The sequence below is a fragment of the Paenibacillus tianmuensis genome (genome assembly GCF_900100345.1).
Taxonomy (GTDB): Bacteria; Bacillota; Bacilli; order Paenibacillales; family NBRC-103111; genus Paenibacillus_G; species Paenibacillus_G tianmuensis.
This window is the reverse complement of sequence record NZ_FMTT01000013.1, coordinates 1-25,024: the sequence shown is the minus strand read 5'-3', so window position 1 is coordinate 25,024 and position 25,024 is coordinate 1. Positions and strand designations below refer to the sequence as shown.

The 25,024-nt window shown below is 48.0% G+C and carries 25 protein-coding genes and 1 pseudogene; 19 read left to right on the top strand and 7 right to left on the bottom strand.

Annotation, left to right across the window (positions count from 1 at the left end):
- The first annotated feature begins 39 nt into the window (after positions 1-39).
- The 12 genes from BLO51_RS10855 (at position 40) to BLO51_RS10800 (ending at position 9,181) form a co-directional block, all read left to right on the top strand.
- Positions 40-1,080 carry a hypothetical protein gene (locus BLO51_RS10855; protein ID WP_090671019.1) on the top strand — a complete coding sequence of 347 codons (1,041 nt, stop codon included), beginning with the start codon at positions 40-42 and terminating at the stop codon, positions 1,078-1,080.
- A complete protein-coding gene (locus BLO51_RS10850) occupies positions 1,067-3,244 on the top strand; it encodes a molybdopterin oxidoreductase family protein (RefSeq protein ID WP_090671016.1) in 2,178 nt (725 codons plus the stop codon). Before BLO51_RS10855 ends, BLO51_RS10850 begins: the two co-directional genes overlap by 14 nt.
- Positions 3,241-3,804 (top strand): 4Fe-4S dicluster domain-containing protein, encoded by a 564-nt coding sequence (locus BLO51_RS10845; protein WP_090671013.1) that lies wholly within the window; start codon positions 3,241-3,243, stop codon positions 3,802-3,804. Before BLO51_RS10850 ends, BLO51_RS10845 begins: the two co-directional genes overlap by 4 nt.
- A gap of 48 nt (positions 3,805-3,852) precedes the next feature.
- A complete protein-coding gene (locus tag BLO51_RS10840; protein ID WP_090671011.1) occupies positions 3,853-4,380 on the top strand; it encodes a Rieske 2Fe-2S domain-containing protein in 528 nt (175 codons plus the stop codon).
- Positions 4,370-4,558: a hypothetical protein gene (locus tag BLO51_RS10835; RefSeq protein WP_090671007.1), complete on the top strand. Its 189-nt coding sequence runs from the start codon at positions 4,370-4,372 to the stop codon at positions 4,556-4,558. Before BLO51_RS10840 ends, BLO51_RS10835 begins: the two co-directional genes overlap by 11 nt.
- Before the next feature lie 17 nt (positions 4,559-4,575).
- Entirely contained in the window at positions 4,576-4,905 is a 330-nt protein-coding gene (locus tag BLO51_RS10830) for a hypothetical protein (RefSeq protein ID WP_143006871.1), read from the top strand.
- Complete coding sequence (locus BLO51_RS10825; protein WP_090671001.1) at positions 4,905-5,198, top strand: hypothetical protein; 294 nt, start codon at positions 4,905-4,907, stop codon at positions 5,196-5,198. The genes BLO51_RS10830 and BLO51_RS10825 overlap by 1 nt, the downstream gene beginning before the upstream one ends.
- 122 nt (positions 5,199-5,320) lie before the next feature.
- Positions 5,321-6,589 (top strand): molybdopterin molybdotransferase MoeA, encoded by a 1,269-nt coding sequence (locus BLO51_RS10820; protein ID WP_167670175.1) that lies wholly within the window; start codon positions 5,321-5,323, stop codon positions 6,587-6,589.
- Positions 6,590-6,700: 111 nt separating this feature from the next.
- Complete coding sequence (locus BLO51_RS10815; RefSeq protein WP_090670996.1) at positions 6,701-7,102, top strand: Rrf2 family transcriptional regulator; 402 nt, start codon at positions 6,701-6,703, stop codon at positions 7,100-7,102.
- A 110-nt stretch (positions 7,103-7,212) separates the two neighbouring features.
- On the top strand, positions 7,213-8,118 hold the full coding sequence (locus BLO51_RS10810; RefSeq protein WP_090670994.1) for an NAD(P)/FAD-dependent oxidoreductase: 906 nt from the start codon (positions 7,213-7,215) through the stop codon (positions 8,116-8,118).
- Between the two features lie 53 nt (positions 8,119-8,171).
- Positions 8,172-8,492, top strand: a complete 321-nt coding sequence (trxA, locus tag BLO51_RS10805) for a thioredoxin (protein ID WP_090670991.1) — start codon at positions 8,172-8,174, stop codon at positions 8,490-8,492.
- A gap of 251 nt (positions 8,493-8,743) precedes the next feature.
- Complete coding sequence (locus BLO51_RS10800; RefSeq protein WP_090670988.1) at positions 8,744-9,181, top strand: NucA/NucB deoxyribonuclease domain-containing protein; 438 nt, start codon at positions 8,744-8,746, stop codon at positions 9,179-9,181.
- A gap of 104 nt (positions 9,182-9,285) precedes the next feature.
- On the opposite strand, the gene BLO51_RS10795 is transcribed toward BLO51_RS10800, so the two are convergent.
- Positions 9,286-11,127 carry a fibronectin type III domain-containing protein gene (locus BLO51_RS10795; protein WP_090670985.1) on the bottom strand — a complete coding sequence of 614 codons (1,842 nt, stop codon included), beginning with the start codon at positions 11,125-11,127 and terminating at the stop codon, positions 9,286-9,288.
- 529 nt (positions 11,128-11,656) lie between these two features.
- Between BLO51_RS10795 and BLO51_RS10790 the strand changes: the two genes are divergently transcribed.
- The 3 genes from BLO51_RS10790 (at position 11,657) to BLO51_RS10780 (ending at position 15,260) form a co-directional block, all read left to right on the top strand.
- Positions 11,657-12,751 (top strand): glycosyltransferase family 4 protein, encoded by a 1,095-nt coding sequence (locus BLO51_RS10790; RefSeq protein WP_090670983.1) that lies wholly within the window; start codon positions 11,657-11,659, stop codon positions 12,749-12,751.
- Positions 12,752-12,782: 31 nt separating this feature from the next.
- Positions 12,783-13,826: a phosphotransferase gene (locus BLO51_RS10785; protein ID WP_090670979.1), complete on the top strand. Its 1,044-nt coding sequence runs from the start codon at positions 12,783-12,785 to the stop codon at positions 13,824-13,826.
- Between the two features lie 252 nt (positions 13,827-14,078).
- On the top strand, positions 14,079-15,260 hold the full coding sequence (locus BLO51_RS10780; RefSeq protein ID WP_090670976.1) for a DUF4272 domain-containing protein: 1,182 nt from the start codon (positions 14,079-14,081) through the stop codon (positions 15,258-15,260).
- Between the two features lie 377 nt (positions 15,261-15,637).
- Here BLO51_RS10780 and BLO51_RS10770 read toward each other — a convergent pair whose 3' ends face one another.
- Positions 15,638-16,537 carry a LysR family transcriptional regulator gene (locus tag BLO51_RS10770; RefSeq protein WP_090670973.1) on the bottom strand — a complete coding sequence of 300 codons (900 nt, stop codon included), beginning with the start codon at positions 16,535-16,537 and terminating at the stop codon, positions 15,638-15,640.
- A gap of 207 nt (positions 16,538-16,744) precedes the next feature.
- Here BLO51_RS10770 and BLO51_RS10765 point away from each other — a divergent pair, with 207 nt between their 5' ends.
- Positions 16,745-19,927, top strand: a complete 3,183-nt coding sequence (locus BLO51_RS10765) for a bifunctional cytochrome P450/NADPH--P450 reductase (protein WP_090670970.1) — start codon at positions 16,745-16,747, stop codon at positions 19,925-19,927.
- 147 nt (positions 19,928-20,074) lie between these two features.
- Here the strand turns inward: BLO51_RS10765 and BLO51_RS10760 are convergent, their stop codons facing one another.
- Positions 20,075-20,998 (bottom strand): phosphotransferase enzyme family protein, encoded by a 924-nt coding sequence (locus BLO51_RS10760; protein ID WP_245719629.1) that lies wholly within the window; start codon positions 20,996-20,998, stop codon positions 20,075-20,077.
- Between the two features lie 304 nt (positions 20,999-21,302).
- On the opposite strand from BLO51_RS10760, the gene BLO51_RS10755 reads away from it, so the two are divergent.
- Positions 21,303-22,025, top strand: a complete 723-nt coding sequence (locus tag BLO51_RS10755) for a YebC/PmpR family DNA-binding transcriptional regulator (RefSeq protein WP_090670963.1) — start codon at positions 21,303-21,305, stop codon at positions 22,023-22,025.
- A 151-nt stretch (positions 22,026-22,176) separates the two neighbouring features.
- Positions 22,177-22,806, top strand: a complete 630-nt coding sequence (locus BLO51_RS10750; protein ID WP_245719623.1) for a hypothetical protein — start codon at positions 22,177-22,179, stop codon at positions 22,804-22,806.
- A gap of 39 nt (positions 22,807-22,845) precedes the next feature.
- Here the strand turns inward: BLO51_RS10750 and BLO51_RS10745 are convergent, their stop codons facing one another.
- Both BLO51_RS10745 and BLO51_RS10740 read right to left on the bottom strand, forming a co-directional pair.
- Positions 22,846-22,989, bottom strand: coding sequence for a L,D-transpeptidase family protein (locus tag BLO51_RS10745; protein ID WP_342672348.1), 144 nt, complete (start codon positions 22,987-22,989; stop codon positions 22,846-22,848).
- 211 nt (positions 22,990-23,200) lie between these two features.
- Positions 23,201-23,422, bottom strand: coding sequence for a YgaP family membrane protein (locus BLO51_RS10740; protein WP_281180345.1), 222 nt, complete (start codon positions 23,420-23,422; stop codon positions 23,201-23,203).
- A gap of 186 nt (positions 23,423-23,608) precedes the next feature.
- Here BLO51_RS10740 and BLO51_RS10735 point away from each other — a divergent pair, with 186 nt between their 5' ends.
- Positions 23,609-24,133: a dihydrofolate reductase family protein gene (locus BLO51_RS10735; RefSeq protein ID WP_090670954.1), complete on the top strand. Its 525-nt coding sequence runs from the start codon at positions 23,609-23,611 to the stop codon at positions 24,131-24,133.
- A gap of 61 nt (positions 24,134-24,194) precedes the next feature.
- Here BLO51_RS10735 and BLO51_RS10730 read toward each other — a convergent pair whose 3' ends face one another.
- Both BLO51_RS10730 and BLO51_RS31000 read right to left on the bottom strand, forming a co-directional pair.
- Positions 24,195-24,500 carry a hypothetical protein gene (locus BLO51_RS10730; protein ID WP_143006870.1) on the bottom strand — a complete coding sequence of 102 codons (306 nt, stop codon included), beginning with the start codon at positions 24,498-24,500 and terminating at the stop codon, positions 24,195-24,197.
- A gap of 245 nt (positions 24,501-24,745) precedes the next feature.
- A pseudogene (locus BLO51_RS31000) lies at positions 24,746-25,024 on the bottom strand (IS4 family transposase); the annotation flags it as partial.

Sequence of the window (25,024 nt, the reverse complement as noted above, 5' to 3'; positions counted from 1 at the left end):
TAATGAAAGTGACCAAAAACGAATTATGGAGGTCAAAACATGGACCGGGCGTTTGCATCCAAATTTGCTAAGATGTTCTTTTTTACGGTTGTTTGTCTCATCATTCTGATGTATATCGGGTCCCGTTTTTTTACTCATATCGACTTGGCTTTATACGGGTACATGGTCGGTACGGTCGTTTTTATCGGAGGCTTTTTCTACCGGTTTATCGCCTGGGCCGAGCGCCCGCCGACGAAGGTCATCATAAAGAAAGGCCTTCGGCTGCTGTTTCGCAGAAGCACGCCGCAAACAACCGTTGAGCATTTGGCCACCTACAAGTTTATATGGAACCGCGGTATTTACCGCTGGACCCAGCACATTTTGCTGGGGTGGGGCTGTGTTCTCGCCTGTCTGGTTACGTTTCCGCTCGTATTCGGATGGATGTACTTTACGATGGAGAATAACGGAACCTACACGGTTGTCGGCTTCGGCATCGACATCATGCGGGTCAAAGCGGACGGCTGGATTGCCTTCTTGTTTTACAATGCACTAAACATTACTGCCTTTATGGTCATCGCCGGCGTCTGTATGGCGCTGTACCGGCGTATCAAAAACATGCAGGCAAGAGCGGAGCAAACCTTTGTATACGATTTTCTCCCCTTGTACCTGCTCCTGTTTATCAGCATTACGGGATTGATGCTTACAGGATCGAATATGTTCCTGCACGGCTGGGGCCATCCGGTCATTACGCTGATTCATCAATGGTCCGTTATTATTACGTTAATTTACCTTCCTTTTGGTAAACTGGCACATATTCCGTTCCGGCCGGTGAGCGTGCTCGCCCGAAATTACCGGGAGCATTATGGGGAGAAGGAAATGAAAGCCTGTAAAGTGTGCAGCACCGGATTTGTTTCGGTCGAGCAATCGAACGATGTTATCGAAGTGTTGAAGCAAAGCGGCGTCGAATTCAAGATGGACGAAGGCTTTCACCTGGCCGAGCTGTGCCTGCCTTGCCGGCGGAAGTATCGCATGTCGCGGTTTGCGGGTGTCCCAACCCACGAAATCAAGGTCAAGGAGGCGAACCAGAATGCAAAAGGATAAATTTTACCGCGAGATTGAGAATAAGCATCATCCGAAGGAAAAGCTGGTTCCGACCCACTGTTCTTACTGCGGCATGCAGTGCGGCATGCATCTGAGGGTGGATACGGATAGCAACAAGATTATCGGCGTAGAGCCAAGGTACGATTTTCCGGTGAATCTGGGTAAAATGTGCCCGAAAGGCGTCACCGCTTACCAGCAAACGAATCATGACGACCGGCTGCTCCGGCCGTTGATCCGGGATGACGCTTCGAAGAAAGGAACGAAGGAAGGCTTCCGTGAAGCGTCGTGGGACGAAGCCTACGACTTGATCGCGCGGAAGTTCAAGGAACTGCAGAACAACTACGGCAAAGATTCGTTGTCCGTGTTCAGTGGCGTGTCCATGACGAATGAAAAATGTTACCTGACCGGCAAATTTGCCCGCGTCGCCCTGCAGACGCGCTACATCGATTACAACGGAAGATTCTGTATGTCCAGCGCGGCAGCCGGATTCATGCGCAGCCTTGGGGTGGATCGTGGATCTACGCTGCCATGGACGGATGTTCACCAGACGGATTGCTTGTTTATTGCCGGAAGCAATACGGCCGACTGCCATCCGACCTCGATGTTCCGGGTGTGGGAGGTGCAAAATCGTGGAGGGTATCTGATTGTCGTAGACCCGCGGGAAACCCCGATTGCGAGACGGGCCGACGTCCATCTCGATCTCAAGCCCGGCACCGATCTGGCGCTGGCGAACTGCATGGTGAATCTGCTGATTCAGCAAGGCTATGCGGATGAAGCGTTTATTCGCGAGCATACGAACGGTTTCGAAGAAACGATGGAAGTCGTGAAGACGTTTACCCCGGAGTATACGAGCGAAATTACGGGCGTGGCGCCGGAGAAATTGATCCGCGCCGCAGAAATCTACGGCAAAGCGCCGAATGCCATCGTCATGTTCGCGCGCGGGATCGAGCAGCAGCATAAAGGAACGGACAACGTATCGGCCTATACGAATATGTGCCTGGTTACCGGCAAAATCGGCCGGCCCAAATCCGGAGTAGCCACGTTTACAGGCCAAGGAAACGGCCAGGGCGGCCGGGAGCACGGGCAGAAAGCGGATGCGCTTCCGGGCTACCGCAAAATCACCAATCCGAAGCACGTGCAGGAAGTGTGCAGCGTCTGGGGAATTGCGCCGGAGGAGATGCCGCAGGCCGGCGTGTCAGCTTATGAGATGTTCGAATTGATGACCGATAAAACGTTACGCGGCTTATATTTGTTATGCTCCAACCCTGCGGTTTCCGCGCCGAATCTAAACTTCGTCCGTTCCGCGCTGAAAAGCCTGGATTTCATGGTTTGCTGCGATATGTTCTTATCCGAATCGGCGGAATTTGCCGATGTCGTCCTTCCCTCCGTGACGTGGTCGGAGGACGAGGGCACCGTGACCAACCTGGAAGGTCGGATCATCAAGATCAATAAGGCTCAGGAGCCGCTTGGCGAGTCGAAGCCGGATTGGCTGATTCAGGTGGAGCTGGCCGAGCGTCTCGGCCGAGGCCAATATTTCCGTCATCTGACGACGGCCAGCAAAGTCGCGGAGGAATTCAGGCTTGCGTCCAAAGGCGGATATGCGGATTACTACGGAGCGACGTGGGATAAAATCGAGAAGCAAAACGGTATATTCTGGCCCTGCCGAGACGAGCAGGATCAAGGAACTCCCTATATGTTTTTGGATAAGAAGTTTTATCATCCGGACGGCAAAGCGAAAATATGCGCGCTTCCTTACCGGCCGCCTGCGGAAGAGCCGTGTGAACAGTATCCGCTCAGGCTGACAACCGGCAGGGTCGTCTACCATTACTTATCCGGAAACCAGACGCGAAGAATCCCTTTTTTGCGGGATATGTGCCCGGAGCCGTTCGTCGAAGTTCACCCGGAAACGGCCAAGCTGTATGGTATCGAGCACGAAGAAACCGTCCGTTTGTTTACTCGCCGCGGCGAAGCGTACTTTAAAGTGAAGATCATTGAAGCTATACGTAAAGATACCGTGTTTGTCCCTTATCATTTCGGACATGAGCAGTCGATCAATCTGCTGACCATCGCTGCGTTGGACCCGATGTCGCGAATGCCGGAGTTTAAAGTTTGCGCGGCCCAGATTGAGAAGCTGGCGGATGGGACGAAGGGGGCACTGCTGTGAAAAAAATACTGTATATCGAAATGGACAACTGCATCGGCTGCCGAAGCTGTCTTGCCGCTTGTACGCAATGCGGCGGTCACGACGAACGGAACCGCAATTACGTCTATGATGTCAATCCGCTTGTGGACCGGCAGACGATTCCGTTGATGTGCCTGCACTGCGTTAACCCGGCATGCGCCAGAAGCTGTCCGGCGCAAGCCATTCAGATCACGGAAGAAGGAGCGGTGCTGTCCGCTCTCGTCGAGAAATGCATCGGATGTCAAAACTGTACGATCGCCTGTCCTTACGGGATTCCGAAATTCGATGAAGAACAGAACCTGATGTATAAATGCGATCTTTGTTACGACCGTACGAAGGATGGCATCCCGCCGATGTGCGCATCCGTTTGCCCGACCAATACGCTGCAGTGGATCGACGAGAACGAGCTGGCCGAGAAGCGGGAGCAGCACCGATTGGGCAAATGGCTCGCCAGCAAGCAGCCGTTCGAGCCTCTGGAAGGGGAGACTCATGTCAAGATCAGCCTTCCCGGTATTATCCAAGGAAAGCAGAAGCTGTTCTGAATCGTCTGATAAAGGAATGTGACCATTATTAGAAAGCGGGTGGACCGCATGGATCAAGAGAAGAACAACAAGGTTCCGTATAGCGAAGACAATTATACGCATAACATTCATAAAAATCATGAGCGAACGCTGGACCGGCGCGGCTTTATGAAGACGATGGTGGGGGCGGCAGGGGTGTTTGCCATTTCCACGCTGCCCTGGGGCGGACTGGCGGCCAAAGAGCTTGCGGGGCTCGGCCAAAAAAGCCATCCCAAAAAGAAAATCGCCGATGTTCAAGCGTTGAACGTGGGGGAGGCGGTCGAGTTTGCTTATCCGGAGGAGCACGATTCGGCGTTGTTGATCCGCTTGGGCGAGCATGAATACAAGGCGTATCAAAATGAATGCACTCATCTGAAATGCCCCGTCTTTTGGAACGGCGAGGAGAAAAAAATGGTTTGTCCTTGCCATCACGGTTTTTTTGACCCCAAATCGGGCGCTCCGACAGGAGGACCTCCAAGAAGGCCGCTGCCGGAAATTATGGTTAGCGTCGAAGGGCCGACAATTTATGCAACGGGAGTGAAGCGGTATGAAGCGTAGCTATCGGGGCGTCATCCTGCTGAGTATCGTGTTGCTGCTCAATATCATTTTCACGCAGTATACGGTCAACCATTATTATTTTGAAAACTATAAGCTTGTGATCTTGTTCGCCGCATTAAACGTCCTTCTGTTTCCGATTGCCTTATTTATTTACAAGAAGGAAGTGAAAAATAGATGAGGAAGTCCGAGTTTTTCATGGATTTATGCTTTATTCGGGAACAAGTGGCGGACGCTCCTAGACAGCCTTTTGCGCAAAACATTGACGATCAGTTGAAAAGCTTGTTTCCGAAGCATGCGAAATGGAGCCTGGAGCAGAAGCAGGCCGACGGTCTGGATTACGTCATTGCAGAGGTTACGGGTACAGGAGCTTGGGAGAAGGACGAGGACATTCTCGCCTATCTCGAGGAGCGGGCAGCGCATCATTTCTGGGACTGGCTGCAGGGCTACCGATTGCAGGTCGAAGTGAAGGAACATGCGGAATGCAGCCATTGCGGCAAAAATAACGTCAAAGCCGGGGTCTTATGATGGAATGGGAAACGATGTTATCCAAGTATGAAGGAAGCCGGATCACCGTATGGATTGAAGATCTTTCGGGCGAAGAACTAACGCAGCCCAAGCCATTCACCCTGTTCAAGACAGCGCTCACGGATAACCGGACCTGTCTGAAGTTTTACTTCAATGCCGATCAGTTCCTTTCCGTACCTTTATTTGACGATTCATTGACCAAGCTGGAGCGCAGCCAATCAAGAGACTGTTTTGTTTCGCATGATCTTCAAGCTAACCTGCGTTATCATATCTGCTTTGAAGAACGCGTCTAAAAGGAGCACAGTCGCGCGCTATTCGATGATGTCATCGGGTAGCGCATTTTTATAAAACGGTGTGACTTGCGTATATCCGTTTCGGCCTGCTTCCAGGAGAATGTCGCAAATTGGAGGATCGTATGGAACGTTTACAGCTTTCAAATCGCTTTCGCAGGAACGCCATTCAACCTGACGTGGCACAAAAGAGGATTCAGCATCATATTCGGCTGGGAGACGTCGAGCGCGTCCCATTGGAGGAAGCTTTCGGCAGGAGATTGGCGGCGGATGTATTCGCATCGGATCATATGCCGCATTTTTGCCGTTCGGGTATGGACGGGTTTGCCATACGATGGGAATCGACAATCAGCGCATCTTCCGATCTTCCGGTTGTTCTGGAAGTCATCGAGAGCATTCCTTGCGGCTCGACGCCGACGAAAGCCATAACGGGGAATACGGCATCGAGGATTATGACGGGTGCTATGGTGCCTGATGGCGCAAACGCGGTCGTCATGCTTGAGATTGCGGAATGCTTCGAGCAAGATGGAAAAACGTTCATCTCGATCAAAAAAGAACAGAAGGAAGGTCAAAACATAACCTTAACCGGATTTGAACTGGCTAAAGGCGAGCTTGTCTTGGAAAAGGGGAGGAAAATACACGCAGGCGAGATTGCCGTGTTGGCTGCCTTTGGCGTGGGAACGGTTAACGTATTTAAGCGCCCCAAAGTAGCTATATTCGCAACCGGCTCGGAATTGTTGGGCGTTCATTCGCCACTGGAGCCTGGGAAAATCAGGAACAGCAATACGCATATGCTGGCAGCACAAGTTCGGGAGGCAGGCGGTACCCCGATCCTGATGGAATCCATCCCTGACGATGTGGATCAGGCCATGGAGCAAATAACCGCCGCTCTTTCCATGGCGGATTGTGTCATTACGACAGGCGGGGTCTCGGTAGGCGATTACGATATTATGGTCGATATTTTTGATGCGTGGGAAGGGACGACGTTATTTAACAAGGTGATGATGCGGCCGGGCAGCCCCACGACAGTTGGCGTGGTGAAGGACAAGTTTCTCTTCGCGCTTTCCGGGAATCCGGGGGCCTGCTTTGTAGGGTTTGAGTTGTTCGTTCGTCCAGTGCTCTGGGGCATGCAGGGGAAGAAGGACGTTCTCCCGCCGGAAGCAACCGCGTTCTTAGGAGAGGATTTTACGAAAGTCAATGCCTATCATCGATTCGTACGGGCCAAAGGCTATATCGAAGACGGCAAGCTATATGTCAAAATGGCAGGACCTGATCAGTCCAGCGTGATGCTTTCGATCAAGGATTCCGACTGTTTAATGATCATTCCACCGGGAGGCCGCGGCGTCCTTGCAGGAGAAAAGGTACGGATTATTAAACTTGGAGTTACAGAGTAATTAACCTAGCGGTGTTTTGTGTCAAGAAGGTTAAAGGGATCAGCACGACTTGACACGCGCCTGATTCAAAGATACTATAGACTCAATAAGTCTTTAATCGAGGTGTTAGTCATGAGATTTTCCAAAGCGACGAATTATGCTCTGCACACCATGCTTACGCTTGTTGCCGCTTCTCCGGTTAAGCCGGTAGGTGTCCAGCATTTGGCGGAATCCCAAGGCGTATCACCGACCTATCTTTCCAAAATTTTAACGAGGCTCGTGAAAGCAGGGATGATCGAATCGGTATCCGGTGCTAACGGGGGCTATCGGCTATCCCGCACGAAAGACGACATTACATTTCTGGATATTATCCATGCCATTGAAGGCAACGCCTCCTTATTTGAGTGCGATTTCGTCCACGGTGACGGATGCCTGATTCAAGCTGTAATGGAGGAAGCGGAAGAGAAGATGGAGTCGCATCTCAAAAATACGAAATTGGTGGATGTGGCCCAAAAGCAAATGCAGCAAACTTAAGTTGAGTCCCTTTCGTTAAAAGGAAAAGAATGGTTCAATACGTGTTTAATTTTTACTTAATTTATAGATATAATAAATCTATAATATCTAATTTAGAGGAGATGACCATTATGATTTACGATTGCGCTATTATTGGCGGTGGACCCGCTGGGTTGAATGCAGCCCTCATGCTTGGAAGGGCAAGGCGAAACGTGGCTATCATTGATAACAACAAGCCCCGAAATGCCGTTACACATGAGTCTCACGGCTTTATTACGAGAGACGGCGTGACGCCAGCCGAATTCCGCCGTATTGCTTATGAGGAGGTTCTGCGTTATCCGTCTGTCGAGCACCTGCAAACCGAGGCGGTCGATGTTCGAAAAAACGAATCGGGATTTTTCGAGGTGCTGGGTACGTCCGGCCTTCTCGTCCAAGCGCGTAAGCTGATCTTAGCGACGGGGTTAAAGGAAATATTTCCTGAAATCGATGGTTTTTATTCGCTGTATGGGAAAGGCCTGTTTAATTGCCCTTATTGCGACGCTTGGGAAATGCAGGATCAACCGCTTGTCCTGGTTTCCGAATCCCCGGCCATTTTTCATACAGCCAAGATTCTCCTCAATTGGACCAAGGATTTGGTCGTCTGCACGCACGGCCGGTCGTCCCTGTCGGACGAGCAAAAAACACTGCTTCAATCCAGGGGAATCGTGGTGACGGAGCAGCCTGTAGCGGCTTTCGTCGGTCACAACGGGAAGCTTGAGCATGTTCGTTTTGCAGATGGAACTGAGCTGCCGAGAACTGGCGGCTTCGTACTGCCCAAATTTGTACAGGCTGCACCGTTCGGAGAACGCCTGGACTGCGAAAGGCTGGATAATGGCGGGATCAAGACCGATGGAGTGGGAAGAACCTCGATACCCGGTTTATATGCCGCAGGAGACACTTCGTATTTCAACCCTTCCCAAGTGGTTTTTGCCGCAGCCGACGGCAGTAAAACGGCTATGGCCGTTAATTTGGACTTGACAGAGGAAGATTACGGATAATAACCGCTTTGTTCGTTGTCATTTTATGAATGAAGAATTGGAGGAAGCTGCAAATGACCATTTCCCACACTACGGATACTACCTTCATCAATGATTTAAATAGAGATGGCTTGACATTAGTCAATTTTTGGGCGCCTTGGTGTTCGCCTTGCCGCTTCTTTGGCACCATACTCGAAGCATTTGATCGGGAACATAATGGCGAAGAGCAAATCCTCAAGGTCAATGTAGATGAACAATCTAATACGGCCAGTCAATTTGGAGTCATGAGCATTCCAACTACGATCCTGTTTAAAAACGGTGCACCGGTCGACAAAATCGTTGGCGCCGTTCCTATCGAAGAGCTAAAGAAATTCATAGCCAATCACAAAAATTAGTAGGAAGTTCGTGCTGAATGCCAACGATCGGCATTCATGCGGCAAGTGTGCAATAATATACATTTCCCCGTACAGACGGAGAGAAACCCAGGTCTACTTCTGCCAAGAAGAAGACCTGGGTTTTTTTTCGGCCATATCGTCTTTACAAAAGTTTTAGAAGAAACTTGGTACAAAACTATTGAGAAGCAACCCATTTTCAAATACAATGATAAAGGAATAATATTCCAAATATGATATATGGAGGTAATCGAATGGTTAAGAAGCAGGGTAAGGCGCTATTTTCGATTGTATTCCTCATCTCGGTTTTACTGGCCAGTTTATTTCCGGTTGCAGGCTCGAATAACGTTTCCTTCGCGGCATCATCTTACGACTACGTTCTCATTTTTCCGAAAGACCGCTACCCCGAGACAGGAGCGCATATTAAAGATGCCATTGCAGCGGGCAAATCCGATGTATGTACCATCGAGCGCGAGGATACCCGTGAGCGGCGTCAAGAAGCTTTGAAAGGCTATCCGCCGAAGAAAGGTTACGATCGGGATGAATGGCCGATGGCGATGTGCTTGGAAGGGGGAGCAGGGGCGGATATTCGATACATTAGCCCGTCCGACAACCGCGGGGCGGGAAGCTGGGTAGGAAATAAGCTTTCCAGATACTCGGACGGAACCAGAGTTAAATTTATCGTGAAATAAACGCCGGAGGGGCAGAAGCCGTACGAAGAGCCGTAGAAAAGACTTCTACGGCTTCTTTCAATAGAATAGGGCGATCTGCTAGATGCTGCCGCTGCGCGCTCAACTTACTTCAGCTGCCACAGCGCCGCAACGTTGGGCGGTTCCCAGCCTTGCAGCGAAGTGTGGTTTTGGCGGCACACGTAAGTTTTGCCTGCGTACGTAACCTCATCGCCGATTTTATAGGCGGTTCCGGGAGCCCATGGCTGAGCGCCTGACGGTGCGTCCGTCGTCACCGTAAGCACTGCGACAGGCGAGATATTGCCGGCGGCATCCCTAGCCGTTACCGAGAATGTATAGCTGGTATTTGGCTTCAGTCCCTCTATCGCTGCACTCGTTCCTGTCACATTCACTTGAGAAGTGCCGTAGGTGACCGTGTAACCGGTCACGCCGACATTGTCGGAGGACGCAGCCCAGCTCAGCGCTATGCTCGTAACGGACTTGGAGACTACGCTTAGTTGAGTCGGAGCGGTCGGAGCTTGAGTGTCGTTGGATGATTCGTCCGTCTTGACCGTCACCGCATTGCTGGCGGCCGAGACGTTGCCGGCGGCATCCTTGGCCGTCACCGAGAACGTATAGCTGGTATTCGGTTTCAGACCCTGTATCGTTGTGCTCGTGCCCGTCACGTTCACCTGCGAGGAGCCGTAGTTGACCGTGTAGCCGGTCACGCCGACATTGTCGGTCAAAGCAGTCCAGGACAGGGAGACGCTGGTCGCGGTTTTGCCGGTCGATACCAAATTTGCCGGAGCCGTCGGAGCTTGTGTATCCGGGGCCGGCGGGTTCAAGGCGTTCAAATAGGCGCGGTGCTTCGTAGAAAACTCGAATTGATTGAACTTATCCCAGTTGATCGACCACGTCATCAGACCGCCAAAGTTTGGGTAGCCGGTTGCGCTGCCCCGCGTTTTGTAGGAGCTAAGCTGCTGGCCCTTCACGAGCGTATCGAGCGCTTTATGCACTTCGGCAACCGGTGTAAAGCCACCGCCCGCATTGCCGTTCGCCGGTAAGCCAAGCAGCACCTGCTCCTGACGCAGCGGCGGGAAGAACAGGTTGGCGTTCTTGTTCACGGGGAACCCGGTCAACAGCATATCGGCCATGGCGACGTGGAAATCGGCGCTGCCCATCGTATGGTACTGGTCGTCGAGGCCGGTGATCGGGCCGGAGTTATAATTTTGCACTTGGAGCCAATCCAGAATGTCGCGCGTTGCGTAGATCACGGGTAGGTAAGCGCCGGCGCGCGAATCGCAGCTGATGCAGCTTCCGCCGTAGAACGAATACCCGAGCTGGACGAAGAATGTCTCCGGGGCCATGGTCAGAATGAATTTGTCCGTGCCGAAGTGGCTGTTCAGCGACTTGAGCGCATCGATCAGGTTAACGATGACGGGCGTTGTCGGATGGCGGAAGTCGGAATCACCGGCGTTCAAATAGAGCGAGTGTCCCTCAAAGTCGACATCGAGTCCGTCGAACCCGTATTTCTCGATGATGCCTGTCACCGAGTTGACGAACGCGTCGCGGGCGGCCGTAGTCGCCAACTGCACTTGCCCGTTCGCGCCGCCGATGGAGATGACGACCTTCTTGCCCTTGTTCTGCAGATACGCAACGTCGGCTTTGAAGTCGGCATCGGTGTAGTTATAGGGGGTGAAGCCGATCACACCGCCGCCGCCGCTTGTCGGCTCCGCGAACGAAACGTTAATCACGTCGAAATCCGGGGATACCTCGCGCAGCCTGATAAAGCCTGACCCATTGTCGAAGTTGTGCCAATAGCCGACGATCTTATAGCCTCCGGCTGGAGCCGCGTCAGAGGGGAGAGGGGACGCAATCATAGAGAATAGCGAGATGATGAGCGAGGTAATGAGCCCTAATAGCAGACGGGGGCGCAGGCGTGCATACAAAGGGGAATTATGGAAGTTCATCCGTTGAGCCTCCTCTAATGGATTAGTAGTTGAATTCGAACCGTTTATAAAGCGCTTACAAAAAAACCTTCGTCGGAAACGACGATCTTCGGCATGCCCTCCTTCCAGTCGTTCGGTACCTAAAGCATCCTCCTTTCCGCTATAAGGATTGCTTCCTATTATATGGGATGTTCCACACCCGAAAGAAGGGAGAAATTTTTATCGAAAGGGGGGAAATTATTCTAAAGCGCTCGACTTGGAGGAGTTGCCCATACCTAAAAATTCTTAAAAGCATATAATGCTTTTAGCTTTTTAAATAATGATGATCGCCCCGGAACAAATTCCGCTGCCGCCCCTTGTCAGCGGTTCCGTAGAAAAGAACACTTTCCCAAAACAAGTGCATAATTCATTTTTCTGTAGTGCTGTTGAAACAATAGTATAAGTTCTGCCTTTAATGAACGACTGTTACCAATGAAAGCTATGCCGTTCGGCATTTCAGTTGGCGGTTGACCGCTACAAAATTGGAGCAAATGTATAGGAGGGTGCAGACTTGAAGAAATCATCACAGCGTTCATGGTGGATTTTGACGACTGAATATGAACCCTATATCATCGGCGGACTGGGAACAGCAGCAACGAACTTGACTAAGCATTTAACAAGAAAAGGGGTTTATGCTACTGTTCTCAGTAAAAACCGATATCCTCGGTTCAATGTAACGAGGAGAGACAATTTGAGAATTATTCGTTTTCCCCTGAGAAAGTATACACCCTCTGCAATTCATCGTTGGATGAATAAACGGAGTTACTTAAATCCCGATTGTATTCATATTCACAGCTTACAGTTTACTGATCTGGCGAAATATTTTCGTAAAAAATATAACACTCCCGTCATTTATACGTGTCATTCTTTGGTCGATCTGGAAACGGGGCCTAAAAGCCAGAAGCGAAGGAGGATAAATCAGCAGGTGCAGTTGCTCAAGGTTGCAAATCGGATCGTTGTTCCGAGCCGCTGGGAGCTTGCAAAACTGAAGAAGTTATACCCATTTTGCGCAAAAAAAACGATTATTATCAAGCATGGAGTTAATGCGCTTACATCCAAGACTCGCGCGCCACGCTCCCGTCTTTTGTTTGTTGGAAGGCTGGTTCCGTCAAAGGGAATAGAGCCGCTTCTTAAAGCGATCGCCTTATTGAAGCACAAAAATAAAAAAGTCAAGCTACATGTGATCGGAAAAGGAAATAAAATTTATTTCAGGCGTCTGAAGTTACTCGTCAAGAGATTGAATATTCAGTCTGATGTTCATTGGCATGGGTTTCGCAAACAAAGACAGGTACAAAAACTGTATGCTTCTTACGGTGCGGTTGTTATGCCCAGCATTTTGGAAGAATCGTTTGGCCTGGTAGCACTTGAAGCTCTTGCTAGCGGGGTACCATTAATTGCGACCCGATCTGGCGGACTTTCCGAAATTGTGAACAGCAGTGTGGCGCAAGTGATTCCCAAAGCGAAGAGTCGAGCGATTGCGTCCGCGATCGAAAAAATGTGGAGCAACCCATCTATCACCCGCAAACGAGTGATTGCCGGACGAAAGTTAGCTTCTCGCTATAGATGGCCTCGTATCGCTGACCAATATAAAAAACTAGTCAAGTAAGTCCAATTAAGGTGAAAATAATTCGATTTCAATGATTAGAAGGGGATGTATTTCCATGAGACCCAACCGAGAGGTAAAAGGGCTTTCCAGAAAGTTTGGAATACGGGTCAGGCGTATGAAGATTATTCAAAACGGGGTCTATCAGGTTGTAACAACTAAAGGAAAAGTATACTGTTTAAAACGAATGTCTTACCCGCCAACTCGACTCCGCTGGATCGATAAAACATTGGGACGACTCCGTAGGCATGGTTTTCCGCGGATCGTGTGGCGAAATCCGAGAGAATACTCGGGAAAGCACCTTTTTGTAAAATGGTTCCATCATAGTCCGCCATTCGTACTACATCCCTGGTTGAAGGGAAGTTGGCCTTCACCCAAGTCGAGATCCCAAATGAAGGCTTGTGGAACCCTTCTCGCAAGATTCCATCGGACCGGAAAAAGAATAACGATACCTAAAGCCGGAATAAATAATATGAGTGGAAAATGGTATACCTACCTGCAAAATGAACAAAAAGTGCTGCAAAAAGCATTTCGTAAAGCTAAACGAAACGGATTTCGCAGCCCTCTGGACAGGTTGCTGCAAGCCCATGGCAAAGAAATTTTACAGATGGGGAAAGCTTCTTTGCGATCATTGAGAAACAGCGATTATAGATCGATTTGTCGTAAAACAAAGGCAACATTATGCCATGGGGATTGCGGTCCGACTAATATTATTCGATCCGCCAATGGAATGTACCTCATCGACTTTGAAACACTTCGCTTGGATTTACGCGCGTATGATCTATACCGGATTATCTTTAATTCTTGTATAGATCATGGTTGGAATTTTTCCATCGTCAAATCGATCCTGGATGGTTATCAGAAGGTATTCAAGTTAACAACATCAGATTATCAAATGCTGAAAATTTGGCTTCGTTTTCCAAGGGGAATCTGCAAGCTTATTGTACATTACGATCAGAAATCCCCTAAAGAGAAATTACAAATAGAACGTGATTTTCCAAGGTTTCTTGCAGATGAGCGTAAAAGAAAGGCTATGTTCAAGCAATTGGACGCTTACGCAAAAAAGCGAATCGGATGACGGATTCGCTTTTTTGCGTTTTGTTGGCGGGACTCCTTGGATGTACCTATCAATTTGCCTTCTTTTTCAACATTTCTCTTGTCTTTGCTTCGTATCTGATTCGGACTTCCATTTGATGGATATGGTGCCGATAACTTTATAAAGTTCACTCCGCAACAACAACCAAAAAACTGTTAATTTCTATTGCACTTGATGCTCTAATAGAGTAAATTCAAACAGTAGGAAAATGATGGTTTTGAGGAGGAACTCTTTTTGAAACATTTTACGATATTTGCTTCCAGGAACGACATCCATGATATTGAAAATATCATATCAGAAGTTTTTGGAAAAGGCTATGAAGTCAAGAGAGACGAAAACGATTATGTTCTCAAATCCAAATCGCTGTTCGGCAAACATAAAATGACGATAAGAGTCGCGTCCGAGGATACGAATCCCGATTATTTCGATAAAAACATTCCTGGGATGATGGGGTTTTATGATCGCATTCCTTTTGACGACGAGAACCTGAAAGCTTTGGTCATGACGCAAATATCCGTACTAAATACGATGCTTGCCATCGAAATGGAGAAGGACATAACCGACGGGCAGATGCAATTATTTACGGCGCTGCTATCGCGAATAGTAGGAGGAATCGGCTTTTTGCCGAACGGAATTTTGCTTGATCAAGCGGGAGATGTTATTGTGTATCCCGACGGGAAATCGGGCTCGTCTGACTTCAGGCCTCATGGCTGCACAAGAAAGATACTTGGACCTGAGATCACATCCGAGGAAGGCGAACAGAGAAAGAATAAGAACATCGCTTATTTGAATGAAATGGGTGTTCCGTTTATTAGCTGGCTGCCGCAGCTTCCGCCCTTAGAACAATGCGAGTTTAAAACAAAAGAAGACATAGCAAGAAGAGCTGTCACCGTATTAATCGTCATCCAATTCGCTTGCGACGTAGCGCAAGGTGAAGATATTCAGGGGTCGAGAGACTTTTTCACCGGCATGCTGCAAAAATTTGGCGTGGAAGAGTACCTCACGGAGAATGAAAGAAAGCTATTGCAGGATGAAGAGCCAGTTAGGGAAGAGGCGATCAATATTTCCTGGCAATATGAAGCGTACTGGACGCTTATCTGGGCATTGGGTCTTGTGGAGACACTTGATTTTCCCGATCAAGTATGCGACTGCGACTATGCGATTGAGGTTGTTTCCAGCTGCGAAACGTTCGAGCAGTTCTTGCTCAAAACCGCGATGCGCAGCAAGGAAGAAGTGATGGATGAGGCTGACAAAATTTATCGGCTTCACTGGGCATGCGTCAATAATCGGGTCAACGAAGGAAAAGAAGCGCCTGCCGGCATGAACGAAAGCATCGTCATCGAAAGGCGCAGGGGATTGTTCTGGATGATAGGCCACCGGGACGAAGAGTGGGACCATATTTCAATGGATACTTAGAATCAAGATGGAAATATAAGGGACTGCCTCTTAAGCAGAACAAGTTCTGTTTAAGAGGCAGTCCTCTCATATGACTCAAGCGGATAATCATAGCGAATGAACCCGTTGTGATTGGCAACTTTGTCATAGAGCAAGCGAGCTGTGGTATTATCATGACGAGTTTGCCAGTAAAATCGAGAAGCGTTATGGCGTTTAGCAAACGGTGCCACACTTCGTCATATTTGGAGTCCGGGAGCTCCGTCTCGTAAAAGGTTTATAACCTTGAGCCAAGATGTTCCAGCGGTTTTCGGTCTTCTGCTCTCAGCGGCACAATGTCAATCGAGATTTGTTTGTTCGATACAGTTGCGATTCCGGATCTAGTCCATTTTTTAGTCAAATCAAAATCCTTCCTCTTGATCCCATGTGCGATGAATCGCGAAGCTATAAAAGGTATCCGCGGCGGTAGGCATATACCGGTTCGTTATTCTTGATATACCGGTAGTCATTGTACAATGGGGCTCCGTAATTTTCAAAACATGAAGCCGGTCCTTCAGGATTTCAGAAAACTTTTCCCAAAGAGGCTTTGGGATAAATGAGATACCCAGACCAAGACTGACCATTTCCCCAATGACAACGGAATCATTTCCCTCGAATGAAATTTTCGGAGCAAATCCGGCTTGCCGACAAAGCTTTTCTAGCCAATTGGATGTATCGTAACTGGTGTTACCGCTAATAAATCTTTCGCTGGCAACCTCAATCAATCGTATTTCCTGACGATGAACAAAGCGTTCTTCTCTTGGCACCAGCAATAATAATTCTTCCGAAAATAAAGGGTCCCATTGGATATCAGGGCCTTCTATCGGCTCGGAAGAAATGCACATGTCGATCTCGCCTTGTTCCAGTAATTGGTACATATTGATGTCGCTTCGCAAATATTGACGTATCCGGATATCCGGGTATTGACGCAGAAAAGACGATACCAGACTCGGAAAGATACTGACATTTGTGGTAGCAATGGAGACTGACCGGTTTCCTAACTGAGCCATGTCATTGATTTTCTTCTTGGCTTGATCCAACTCCAGAAACGACCGCTCCAGATGGGCAAGAAAAATCTCGCCATATCGATTAAGCCGAATATGACGGCCCTTTCGTTCAAATAGGGGGACGCCGATATCTTCTTCTAATCGGGAGATCGTTCTGCTGAGTGCAGGCTGGGTAATGTTTAATTCCTCGGCCGCCTGCGTCATGTGCTCCAATCGAGCTACGGTTTGAAAATAGCGAAGCTGCTGCAGTTCCACGTTTCCTTACTCCATTCATTATTTTGATGTAATGAATTCATGTTCAATTATACATTGGATATTATGGATTGCCGCGGTTAAAATAAACCCATGCTTTCGAAAAAGTTTTCGAAGGTTAGGGTAATTTTTGTTACCGTTGTTGGGGAATATTAGGTTAGTAAGAGATGGCAGTATACCGGTTAACTCTAAAAAGAGGGAGGATTTTTTATGGAAAATTTGATACCGATCCCCCAGCCCAAAACCTATGGCGTGCTAGGGAATATCCCCTTAATCGATAAGGATTCGCCTACTTTATCTTTCTGTAAACTTGCTGACGAGTACGGTCCTATTTTCCGTTTCGAGGCATTGGGAAGATCCGTTTATATCATCTCCGGACCCGACTTGGTGGCCGATGTATGTGACGAATCGCGTTTTGACAAAGCGATAGGACATTTGCTTAAAGTACGGGATTTTGCCGGAGACGGACTATTCACAAGTCTTACCGAGGAGCCGAATTGGAAAAAGGCGCATGCTATTCTGATGCCTTCCTTTAGCCTTCAAGCCATGAAGGGGTATCATGACATGATGGTGGATATCGCGGTGCAGCTCGTCCAAAAATGGGCGCGCCTCAATCCGGACGAAAGCATCGACGTTCCGGACGATATGACACGGCTGACGCTGGACACCATTGGCTTGTGCGGATTTAACTATCGTTTCAACAGCTACTACAGAGAAACGCCAAATCCTTTTATTGTAAGTATGGTTCGATCGCTGGATGAAGCGATGCATTACGGCAACAGGTTGCCGATTCAAAACATGCTGATGGTCAAAACCAAACGCCAGTACGAGCAAGATAATCAATCGATGTTCTCCTTGGTCGATAAAATCATCGCCGAGCGCAAAGAAAGAGGGGATCGTGGAGAAACCGATTTGCTTGCCAGAATGCTGACCGCCAAAGATCCCGAGACCGGTCAACCACTGGATGATCAAAATATTCGATACCAAATTATCACGTTCCTGATCGCCGGCCATGAAACCACAAGCGGACTATTGTCATTTACGATTTACTTTTTATTAAAGCACCCGGACGTATTAAAAAAGGCGTACGCCGAAGTGGATGAAGTGCTTACAGGCGCAACACCCACGTACGAGCAAGTTCTGAAGCTGAAATATATCCGAATGATTTTAAATGAGTCTTTGCGTTTATGGCCGACCGCTCCTCAATTTAGCTTGTTCGCCAAGGAAGACAGCATTATTGGAGGGAAATATCCCATTAAAAAAGGGGAAGCCGTTTCCATTGTTTTGCCCAAGCTGCATCGGGATAAAGGGGTATGGGGGGACGATGCGGAACAATTCCGTCCGGAACGGTTTGAAGACCCTGCCCAAGTGCCGAATCATGCCTATAAACCGTTCGGGAACGGGCAGCGAGCCTGTATCGGCATGCAGTTTGCGCTTCACGAAGCGACTTTAGTGCTTGGGATGATCCTTCAGCAATTTCAATTGCTTGATCCTTTGAACTACCAGTTGAAAGTCAAACAAACGCTGACGCTGAAGCCGGACGACTTCAAGATCCGGGTTCAATTGCGGGAGAAGAAAATAACCGCTACGCCTCCCAACACACCGGGAGAAAACCTTACCCAGGCTCCCAGCCCTGAAAAACAAGCACAGCAAGCTTCCGTCATCGGAGTGAACAACAGACCGCTGCTCGTGCTTTACGGCTCCAATATGGGAACGGCAGAGCGTATTGCCAAAGAACTGGCGGACCTCGCCCGTTTGCACGGCATCCGGAGCGAAGCGGCGGCACTGAACGATCGGTTAGGCCATTTGCCGAAGGAAGGCGCCTTGATCATCGTCACCTCTTCTTATAACGGCAAACCGCCGGGCAATGCGCGACAGTTCGTTCAATGGCTGGAGCAGGTCGAACCGGACGAGCTTAGCGGCGTGCATTATTCCGTATTTGGCTGCGGGGACCACAACTGGGCCTCGACGTATCAGGATGTGCCGAGATTCATTGACGAACAGCTCGCCGAAAAAGGAGCGACAAGGTTCTCCCTTCGCGGAGAGGCTGATGCGAGCGGCGACTTCGAAAAGCAGTTTGAAGGTTGGAAAAGTCAAATGTGGACCGATGCGATGAAGACGTTCGATCTAAAACTGAATGAAAATGCAGAAAAAGAGCGGAGCACCCTGAACATTCAGTTTGTCAGCGGCTTTGCAGAGACGCCTCTCGCTCAATCGTACGATGCGGTTCACGCAACAGTCGCGGAAAATCGTGAACTTCAGCAGTCTGGTAGCGGACGAAGCACGCGGCATATCGAGATCGAATTGCCGGAGGAGGTTACGTATCAAGAGGGCGATCACCTTGGCGTCTTTCCAAGCAACAAAAAAGAGAATGTCGGACGCATTTTGCGACGTTTTGGGTTGAATGAGAAAGAGCAAGTGATTTTGACGGCAAGCGGAGTCAGCGCATCCCATCTGCCTTTAGACCGGCCTGTATCGCTGTTCGACCTACTTAGCCATACTATGGAGCTGCAGGAGGCTGCGACGCGAGCCCAAATCCGCGAGGTTGCCGCTTTTACGGTTTGTCCTCCGCATAAGCGCGAATTGGAAGCTTTGTTAGAAGAGGGGACTTACGAAGAGCAGATATTGAAGAAACGGATCACAATGCTTGATCTTGTTGAAAAATACGAAGCCTGCGAAATTCCGTTTGCGAAGTTTTTGGAGCTGTTGCCTCCGCTCAAACCAAGATATTATTCGATATCCAGTTCCCCACGGATGAACGCAGACCGGACCAGCATTACGGTAGGTGTCGTGCGCAGTCAGGCTTGGAGCGGACAAGGGGAATATGTCGGCGTCGCCTCGAATTATTTAGCGGAGCGTCAGGCGGGAGAGGACATCGTCATGTTCGTTCGCACACCGGAGTCCGGCTTCCAGCTCCCTGAAGATCCGCAGACTCCCGTGATTATGGTAGGGCCGGGGACGGGGGTAGCGCCATTCCGTGGATTCCTGCAGGCACGAGCGCTGATGAAGCGGGCAGGACAATCGCTGGGCGAAGCCCATCTTTATTACGGCTGCAGGAACGAAGCGGATTATATTTACCGCGAAGAGCTGGAACAATACGAAAGAGACGGAGTGGTTACGCTTCGTACGGCTTTTTCCCGTGAGGAAGGCGTGCCTAAAACTTACGTACAGCATTTGATGGCGAAGCATGCAGCGGAGTTGATCCGCATTCTTGACGCTGGCGGACGGCTTTACGTGTGTGGAGACGGCAGTAAAATGGCGCCTGATGTCGAAAACGAGCTGCAGAAAGCTTATCAGACCGTCCATGGGGTCGATAAGCAAGAAGCAGAACGATGGCTGGAACATCTTCAGTCGAATGGCAGCTATGCCAAAGATGTCTGGGCGGGGATGTAATTCTTACGAAAAAAGTCGCATATTGCGGCTTTTTTTCAATTCCAGGGCCGGATTCAATAGCCATGTCATGTGATCCCAGCAAGAATAAGAAAACCACCCAAGGCCAACATATCATTAGCCAAGGGTGGCCGATTTCCCTTGAATCCGTTATTTTAAATCATAGGATTCCATATCGTTGAGTAGTGATAATAGAGAATTGAAAAAGTTGACTTGCCTTTGATCATCCCAACCTTCTTCAAAGTCAGCCATCAACCAGATTACTTCATCCAAGAAAATATGTTTTACAACGTCTTGCCAATGTGTTCTTTCAATATCTGTAATCTCCACAAACTCAAAATATCCCTTTTTAAACAAGGACCATTGGTTGATATCAAATATACGGTCAGGGGCTGTATCCAATGCATTGTGGAAAAGAAGCAATGCCAGTGCTAAATCATAGATTCTTGGTAAAAAGACAGCGTTATCCGGGTCAATGAGATAAGGCTTTGCAGAGTCATTATAAATTAGATTATCTGCCTTATAATCATAGGGTGTAGCCACTGATGGTAATTCCAAAGCCTTTAAGGTCTCCTGCTGTTCAATAATTCTGAGCATTTGTTCACTTAAATGACCTTCATCCAGTGGAATCCCCCTTTCTTCGGCATAACCTCCTATTGTTTCCAAATTCTCCATTATTTCATTTTTCTCTAATTCAAACTCATCATAGATATCCAGACCTTCTTCATTATTCTTCGATGATAATGAATGAATGCGACCAAGCAACTTACCAGCCTCATAAATTTCCTCATCTTTCCCTGTATAGGACTTGCCCTTAATAAACGGATAAACTACCCATACTGTTTCATCTACTTGTTGAGGATTGTCAACACTCATTGGAACCGGAGCCACAATAGGAACACCAAGTTTATTCAATCTCCCAACGAAATTTGCAACCTTCATTGCTTCTTCAATAGGTGAAACCGTATGTTTAACAATGTAAGATTCACCACCTTGTTCCACCTTGTAAACAGGAGCGAACGGATAAATACTTTTTGGTTCTTCAGTCACATCAAACAGAAACACCTTTTCCATACTCACAAACACACACTTCCTTATCTTTTTTTATCTTTTATGGGCTTAGCGTTTGCTACTAACTCCGGTACATATTGTGTCATACATAGAAGAATGGTTGGAAGACATATCCTGCATCCAAACTTAAAGATCATTCGTTGCTCTTAGAGTAAGGAAAAATACCAAGTTCGACAGGACGCAGAAGTCCGATCGAGGCCACAATGCGACGTTTGTCGATTCGCATACGCTAAACTTGTCCAAATACCGCTTTATTCAATATAATAGGGTAAGAATAAAAAATAAGAATGCGAAGGCAGGTACCAGTATGGGACGTAAGTGGAATAATATTAAAGAGAAAAAAGCATCGAAGGACGCAAGCACGAGTCGGATCTATGCGAAGTTCGGAGTTGAGATTTATGTCGCGGCGAAGAAGGGCGAACCTGATCCGGAATCCAATCAAGCTTTAAAATTCGTGCTCGAACGAGCCAAAACATACAACGTACCGAAAGCGATCATCGACCGCGCGCTTGAGAAGGCGAAAGGAAACTCGGAAGAGAGTTATACGGAGCTCCGTTATGAGGGATTCGGTCCGAGCGGCGCCATGATCATCGTCGATACGCTCACCAATAACGTAAACCGTACTGCCGCGGACGTACGTTCGGCTTTCAATAAAAGCGGCGGAAGCATGGGAGTCAGCGGTTCTGTAACGTATATGTTCAGTCCGACGGCCGTCTTTGGGGTTGAAGGTAAAACATCCGACGAAGTTTTGGAGCTATTGATGGAGGCAGACGTAGACGTTCGGGATATTACAGAGGAAGAGGATTCGGTTATCGTCTATGCCGAACCGGATCAGTTTCATGCCGTACAATCCGCGTTCAAGCAGGCGGGCATTACGGAATTTATCGTTGCAGAACAGACGATGCTGGCGCAAAATTATGTGACTCTTTCGGGAGACGCTCTGGTGCAGTTCGAGAAATTGGTCGATACGCTCGAAGACCTGGAGGATGTTCAACAGGTTTATCATAATGTGGATATGCCTGAAGAATAAGCTTTGCATATATAGTAAAAAAACATTGGCTTCGCTCATTAAGACCGCGTGATTTGCGGTCTTTTTGTTTTGGAATGTTTTCCCATGATGGTTGATTCATTAATTTAAATAATACGGACAACAAGCCCTGTATATATAGGATATGCGGAATTTGAACGTTGCAAGATCATTTGGCCATGAGGAGGGGACCACGATCCAACGATCGGTTGGGAAAAGTATTCCCAGAAAGGAAACATGGGAGAAAGTTACAGGGAGAACCAAATATATTAATGATCATGCAATACCTGGGCTGCTCCATGTCAAAATGGCTGTCAGTCCGCATGCTCATGCTAACATAAAATCGATCGATTCGTCGAAAGCCATAAAAATTCCGGGTGTCAAGGCGGTCATAACAGGACAATATTACCCGATGTTGACCGGGTCGCCGCTGGCAGACCGGCCATCAATCGCAATAGACAAAGTAAGATATTACGGCGAGCCCGTCGCCCTTGTTGTCGCGGAACAAGAATATATTGCCGAGATGGCGGCTCTCCAAATCAAAGTGGAGTATGAGCCTTTACCGGTCGTCCTTTCTCCAAGGGAAGCTTTGCAGAAAAATGCTCTGCTCGTTCATGAGCTCTTGCAGAGTACAAGCGGCACGAAGAGGAGGTTTTCCCGGAGCCGGGAACGAACATTGAGAACCGAACAAAAATACGCAAGGGGAATATGGAGGAAGGATGGAGGAATAGCCGCCAAGTCGAGGTCACTTTACCGCAATCGGACCACGCAGCGATGGAAATGAGATGCAGCGCGGCAGAGATTAGGCCCGACGGCACCGTGATTATCCCTTATAAATAACTTGGTATTCTCCAACCGGGGTAGGAGTGGATGGATTGCCAACGGCAACGGGATAGGTTTTGAATCGCTGTCCATAGGCCCACACAACCAGTTGATGACGTTGAGGGCAAACTTCGATCGTATACATTCCATGGTCAGCCAAAATCGGTAAGGGCGGGTCATCATAGGGAGCCGAATGAGCCATTCCATTAGCCACGGTCAAAATCAGCAAAGCTATTGTGATGGTGCGCAGTAGAAGGTAATGAAGATTTCGCATTTTTTGTCTCCAAAAGTGAATATTTAGACAGAGTCCAAAACCTGGTAAGAAGGTTTTAGACTCATTTTCGAATCAAAATGGATCAGTGATTCACTTTGCAATTTTGTATTCCAAGGACCGCATTCCCCGGACAATAGCGGGTTGCGCCTGTAATGATCGGTGCTAATCCGACTAGCCCCCACCAGCTTCTGTAATATAGTCCGGCAAAAACGATAGCAGCTCCAATGGTCATTCGAACCGCTTGTTCCGTCTTACTAACGTTACAGTTCAAATGGTATACCTCCCTCCATAAGTTGAAGTCCATTCGTTGTTAATTTAAAGATTGCCGCTTCTTTATTGTTTGTGTTAGGATACCTTCTCATACGTAGGGGAGACTGGAAAATGGATAGCGGCAGTCGAACGCGCCAGCTATATGACAGTAGATGACATATTTCTATGTTATGATGTGTTTGCAAGAAACAATTTCAACCTTTGAAGGGAGAAGAAGAACATGAAACGCCCAGTCGTATTATACATTGCAACAACCCTGGATGGGTATATTGCGCGGCAAAATGGAGAGATTGATTGGCTTTATGAGGTAGAGGGAGAGGGGGACAACGGCTACAGCGAATTTATTCAGACGATTGATACGGTATTAATGGGGAACAAAACATACGAGCATACCTTTGAATTAGCTGATGAATTTCCCTATTCAGATAAGAAATGCTATGTGTTCTCACGTTCTGAAAAAGAGCCAAGTCCATACGTTACATTTGTAACCGAAGATGTACCGGGGTTCGTTGAGAAGCTTAAAGAACAAGAAGGTTCTAAAATATGGATTGTTGGTGGGGCCGAGATTCTTGATGTACTCTTAAAAAGAAAACTGGTAGATGAGTTTATCATCGCGATCACACCAACGATTTTAGGTAAAGGGAGACCTCTGTTTAAAGAAGATAATCCGGAATTGAAGCTTTCCCTGACGGAGACAAAACGCTTTGGCCAAATTGTTCAACACTATTACGTGGTGAAGAAATAAAAATGTAAAAGACTGCTCTGCTTGCTGCGCAGAGCAGTCTTTTATCATGTTTTCAAGCGAATCATCCTCCATTTTTCAATTCTCTCGCAAATGCTCCGTCCTGACGCCAAATGTAATAGTTTTGATTCCCCACAAAGCCGCAAACACAATCGAGCAGTTCTGCCATAAAATCTTGCTGCTTTTCATTTGCTAGATTCTGATGCCTTGCAACAAGTCGCTTGTAAACCCTTTGTTCGTCCAAACCGCTGTCACGCAGCAGAACGAGATAATTATAGCCCTGCTTTAATAACGGATGATAGTTTTGATCATTCAGTTGCAACGGCAAATGTTCAAGTTCATGAAAGATCAGTTCGACTTTCCTGCTCAATCTCATATCTTGGCTCCTTTACGATGATGACTGTGTGATGTACTGCAAATGACCCCATATGCATCTATTATAGAGAAGAAGCGATAGAAATTCTTTATATGACAATAGATGACATATTTCCATGTTATGATGTGTTTGCAAGAAATAAAGTTCAACATTCAAAAGGAGAAGAAGAAGATGAAACGCCCAGTCGTATTATAACATTGCAACAACCCCAGGCCTGTTGATTAACCAAATTATGTAATCTAAACAACCCTCTGGGGGTTATGTGTCTGCACAATATATTGAATCTTTATAAGCCATTCAGCAGGCAGCAGATGAAGAGCGAATAAACGTGTAAATCGGACAAAGGAGAGTTCCACATGCCGAGATATGGATGCAGAAACGGAGTCAAACAGCCATTTCAGCAGAACGTACACCATCAATGCTGCAAATAACTGACCATAAACGGCGTTCTCTGTTGTCCCAAACAACGTAGGAATGTTTAAATGCTGCTTAATCCAACGAAAAAATACCTCGATCTG